We start from the raw sequence: 4,886 nt of genomic DNA, 5'->3' as shown, positions 1-4,886 counted from the left end.
CCCTCCCCCGCAAGGGGGGAGGGAGCGCAGCCGAGCGAGGTGAAGCGGCTCATCTCAACCGGCCGCACCGTTCGGCGCACCGGCGGCCTTCACACCCTCTACATCTCGCCGCTGAAGGCACTCGCCGTCGACATCGCCCGCAACCTCGAGCGGCCGATTGCGGAGATGGGGCTGCCGATCAAGGTCGAGACCCGCACCGGCGACACGCCGGTGTCGCGGCGCCAGCGGCAGCGGCGCTATCCGCCGGATATTTTGCTGACGACGCCCGAGCAACTCGCGCTGCTGCTTTCCTCCGATGACGCGCCGTTCCTGTTCTCCTCGCTCAGGCGCATCGTGCTCGACGAGCTGCATGCGCTGGTGACGTCCAAGCGGGGTGATCTGTTGTCGCTTGGCCTCGCACGGCTGTGGCGGCTTGCGCCCGAGATGCGCGCGATCGGATTGTCGGCGACCGTGGCCGAGCCCGATCAGCTCGCGCGTTTCCTGGTGCCGCAGCCCGGTGGCAAGCCCGCGTCGGCCGACATCGTCATCGCCGGCGGCGCCGCGCCGCCGCTGGTCGAGATGCTCGATACGCGTGAGCGGCTGCCCTGGGCCGGCCACGGCGCACGCCATGCGCTTCCCGAGGTCTATGAGCTGATCAAGCAGAACAAGACCACGCTCGTCTTCGTCAACACCCGCAGCCAGGCCGAGATGCTGTTCCAGGATCTCTGGCGCATGAACGACGACGGGCTTGCGATAGCGCTGCATCACGGCTCGCTCGACGTCGCGCAGCGCCGCAAGGTCGAGGACGCGATGTCGGCAGGACGCCTGCGCGGCGTGGTCTGCACCTCCTCGCTCGACCTCGGCGTCGATTGGGGCGACGTCGATCTCGTCGTCAATATCGGCGCGCCCAAGGGGTCCTCGCGCCTGATGCAGCGCATTGGTCGCGCCAACCATCGGCTTGATGAAGCCTCGCGCGCGGTGCTGGTGCCGGCGAACCGCTTCGAGGTGCTGGAGTGCCGCGTCGCGATCGATGCGATTGCCGAGAATGCGCAGGATACGCCGCCGCTTCGCACCGGCGCGCTCGACGTGCTGGCCCAGCACGTGCTCGGGTGCGCCTGCGGCGAGCCGTTTTTCAGCGACGACCTCTATGGCGAGGTGCGCACCGCCGCGCCTTACGCAAATCTCGCGCGCCAGGATTTCGACGACGTCGTCGATTTCGTCGCCACCGGCGGCTACGCGCTGAAAACCTACGAGCGCTTCGCCCGCATCAAGCAGGACAAGCAGGGGCGCTGGCGCGTCGCCAATCCCAGGGTGCGGCAGAGCTATCGCCTCAATGTCGGCACCATCGTCGAGGAGCCGATGCTGAAAGTGCGACTGGTGCGCTCGCGTTCGACCGGCAGCGGTTCGACCGGCGCGATCGCACGCGGTGGCCGCGTGCTCGGGGAGATCGAGGAATATTTCATCGAAGGCCTGAGTCCCGGCGACACCTTTGTGTTCGGCGGCGAGGTGGTGCGCTACGAGGCGCTGGCCGAAGACCAGGTCTACGTCTCACGCGCCAACGACAAGGATCCCAAAGTGCCGTCCTACATGGGCGGCAAGTTTCCGCTCTCGACCTATCTTGCCGAGCGCGTGCGGCGCCTGCTCGACGACAAGCGCGCCTGGAATGGTCTACCCGAGCAGGTCCGCGACTGGCTGTCGGTGCAGAAGGACGTCTCGCGCGTGCCGGGCGTGCGCGAGCTCCTGGTCGAGACCTTTCCACGCGGCAGCAGGCACTACCTGATCTGCTATCCCTTCGAGGGCCGGCTCGCGCACCAGACGCTCGGCATGCTGTTGACGCGGCGGCTGGAGCGCGCCCGCGCCCGGCCGCTCGGCTTCGTCGCCAATGAATATGCGGTGGCGATCTGGGGGCTCGGCGATGCCTCCTTCATGATCCGCAACGGCCAGCTCGATCTCGATGCACTGTTCAGCCCCGACATGCTCGGCGACGATCTCGAGGCCTGGCTGGCGGAATCCGCGCTGATGAAGCGCACCTTCCGCAACTGCGCGCTGATCTCCGGCCTGATCGAGCGCCGCTTCACCGACGAGGACAAGAGCCGCCGCCAGGTGCTGTTCTCGACCGACCTCGTCTATGACGTGCTGCGCAAGCACCAGGCCGATCACACCCTCCTGCGCGCCGCGCGCGCCGATGCTGCGACCGGGCTGCTCGATCTGCGTCGTCTCGGCGACATGCTCGCGCGTATCCAGGGCCGCATCACGCACCGGGAACTCGATCACGTCTCCCCGCTCGCCGTCCCCGTGATGCTGGAAATCGGTCGCGAGTCAGTTTATGGCGAAGCTGCAGACGAGCTGCTGGCGGAAGCGGCCGATGAGCTCGTCAAAGAAGCGATGTCGTAAACTGCTGTAGCGATGACATTTCGGGACGCCACTCTCTCCACGCCGTCATGCCCGGGCTTGCTCGCCCGGCGAAGCCTTGGCGTAGCCGGGACCCGGGCATTCATGTCTCGCCATCAGCACCGTCATTCCGGGTTCGATGCTTCGCATCGCCCCGGAACGACGGAGAAGGTGGCACGTGGATGGCCGGGACGAGCCCGGCCATGACGGAGCAAGTGGCGCTATCGATAACCTCAACGCGCACGCTGGATGTGGTCAGTGTGTCGCTCCACGCCGATCTCTCCGGCGCGCTCTTCTGGGAGGAACAGCGCCTGCTCGTCGTCTCCGACCTGCATCTGGAAAAAGGCTCGAGCTTCGCCGCGCGCGGCGTGCTGCTGCCGCCTTACGATACGGTCGCGACGCTCGGCCGTCTCGCCGCCGTCATCGCCCGCCACGATCCGCGTGTCGTCATCGCGCTCGGCGACAGTTTTCACGATCGCACCGCGCATGAGCGGCTGTCGGCGGAGGATCGCGACACTGTGGCCGCGCTCCAGGCCGGCCGCGACTGGATCTGGATCTCCGGCAATCACGATCCGCTGCTACCGCGCGATCTCGGCGGCAGCATCGCCGACGAAGTCGCGATCGGGCCGATCACCTTCCGCCACGAGCCGACCGGCGCGCGCGGCGAGATCGCCGGCCATCTGCATCCCAAGGCGCGCGTCTCCGCGCGCGGCCGTTCGATGGAGCGCCGCTGCTTCGCCTGTGACGGCGAGCGCGCCGTGATGCCCGCCTTCGGCGCCTATGCCGGCGGCCTCAGCATCCGCGACGCCGCGTTCGCGAAAATCTTTCCGAGGAATGGTTTTGTCGCCCACCTGCTCGGCGACCGCCGAGTGCACGCCATCGCCGCGTCGCGGTGTTGTTGAGATTTGTAGGGTGGGAGCGAAGCGTAGCCCGCCTCTTTCGTTTCCGCGGAGACAGACAGCGGTGGGTTACGCCTTCGGCTAACCCACCCTACGAGGCTGTGAATCTTTCATTTCGGCTGGGCGGATGTAGCGGAGATCAAGGCCGTCGTGATTCTCTGTGTGCCTTGATTCGGCGGAGGGGATGATGGCTGACGAAGAGCTATTTGGAGAGCTGCCGGAACAGGCGAAGCCGCGAGCAGGTGCAGAGCCGGTTGGAGCGCCGCGGCTGCGCGAGCCGATGCGTGACCAGATCGAACTGCGTGCCGTGGATATCGAGAGCCTGATCGGGCAAGAGCATCCGGCGCGCGTGATCTGGGCCTATGTTGAGGGGCTGGACCTGAGCGAGCTTGAGGATCGGGTCAAGGCGCGGGAGAATACGCCCGGTCATCCGCCGCCATCGCCACGACTGCTGCTGGCGCTTTGGCTTTACGCCACGAGCGATGGCGTGGGCAGCGCGCGTGCGCTGGACCGCCTCTGCGAGAGCCATGACGTCTATCGCTGGCTATGTGGCGGAGTGTCGATGAACTATCACACGCTGTCGGACTTCCGGGTCGGCTGTGCCGACCTGCTCGACCGCCTGCTGAGCGAGCATCTGGCGGCGCTGAGCAAGGCGGGGCTGGTCGATCTGGAGAAGTTGACCCAGGACGGGGTGCGGATACGGGCCAATGCGGGGACCGGATCGTTCCGGCGGGAGGCGACGCTGGATCGGCAGATGGCGCAGGCCCAGGCTGTGGTGGAGGAGCTCAAGCGCGAGGTCGATGCGGATCCGGAAGCCAGCAATCGGCGCATTCGGGCCGCGAGGGAGCGCGCGGCGCGCGAACGCAGCGAGCGGGTGCAGGCGGCGCAAGCGGCGCTGGCCGAGATCAAGCGCAAGCGAAAGCAGCTCGACGAGAAGGGCGGCAATGGCAAAAAGCCGAAGGAGGCGCGGGCCTCCACCACCGACCCGCAGGCGCGGGTGATGAAGATGGCGGATGCCGGCTTTCGTCCAGCCTACAACGTGCAGGTGGCCAGCGCGGCGGGCGAGCTGATCGTGGTCACGGTCGACGTCGACAACAATGGATCGGATCGCGGCCTGATGCGGCCGATGCTGGAACGAACGCGATCACTGCTGGGCCGCTTTCCCCGCCGCCACCTCGTCGATGGCGGTTTCTGCAGCGCCGAGGATATCGAGTGGGCGCATAGCGAAGGCATCGACATCTACTGTCCACCAACGCAGTCCAGGAGCGGTGTCGATCCTTATTTGCCCCGGCATGGCGACGGTCCGGGCGTGTTGGCCTGGCGTGCTCGCATGGCCAGCGAAGACGGCAAAGCTCAGTACCGAGCCCGTACGATCTGCGAATGCATACATGCCCGCTGGCGCAACTGGGACCTGCGGCAATTGACCGTCCGCGGTATCGAAAAGGTCCGCGCCGTCGTCCTCTGGTACGCGCTCACCAACAACATCCTGCAGGGCCACCATCTCGCCAAACCATAGTGGCACCCACAGTCCGCCTCGTCACAGCCCTCGGATCAACTCAACTCGCCATTTCCCTGCCGGCCAATCTCCGCAGATCCAATAGCTTCACAGGCTCTACG

At 66.7% G+C, this 4,886-nt stretch carries 3 protein-coding genes; all 3 read left to right on the top strand.

From position 1 onward, the window contains the following. A partial coding sequence (locus AYJ54_RS15395) for a ligase-associated DNA damage response DEXH box helicase (protein WP_063699759.1) occupies positions 1 to 2,373 on the top strand: 2,373 nt, incomplete at its 5' end. A gap of 200 nt (positions 2,374 to 2,573) precedes the next feature. Further along, positions 2,574 to 3,272, top strand: coding sequence for a ligase-associated DNA damage response endonuclease PdeM (gene pdeM, locus AYJ54_RS15390; protein WP_063699845.1), 699 nt, complete (start codon positions 2,574 to 2,576; stop codon positions 3,270 to 3,272). Between the two features lie 181 nt (positions 3,273 to 3,453). Beyond that, the gene (locus AYJ54_RS15385) at positions 3,454 to 4,785 is read left to right on the top strand and encodes an IS1182-like element ISBrsp8 family transposase (protein ID WP_076611642.1); all 1,332 of its coding nucleotides are present in this window, start codon (positions 3,454 to 3,456) and stop codon (positions 4,783 to 4,785) included. The last annotated feature ends 101 nt before the right edge of the window (positions 4,786 to 4,886 follow it).

The sequence above is a fragment of the Bradyrhizobium centrolobii genome, from assembly GCF_001641635.1.
GTDB classification, from domain to species: Bacteria; Pseudomonadota; Alphaproteobacteria; order Rhizobiales; family Xanthobacteraceae; genus Bradyrhizobium; species Bradyrhizobium centrolobii.
Note: the sequence above shows the minus strand (reverse complement) of the source record. Positions and strands in the feature narration are given on the sequence as shown.

Excerpts from the sequence above, each read along its gene's own strand:
- pdeM (WP_063699845.1), top strand. The coding sequence starts at position 2,574 with ATGACGGAGCAAGTGGCGCTATCGATAACCTCAACGCGCACGCTGGAT.
- AYJ54_RS15385 (WP_076611642.1), top strand. The coding sequence starts at position 3,454 with ATGATGGCTGACGAAGAGCTATTTGGAGAGCTGCCGGAACAGGCGAAG.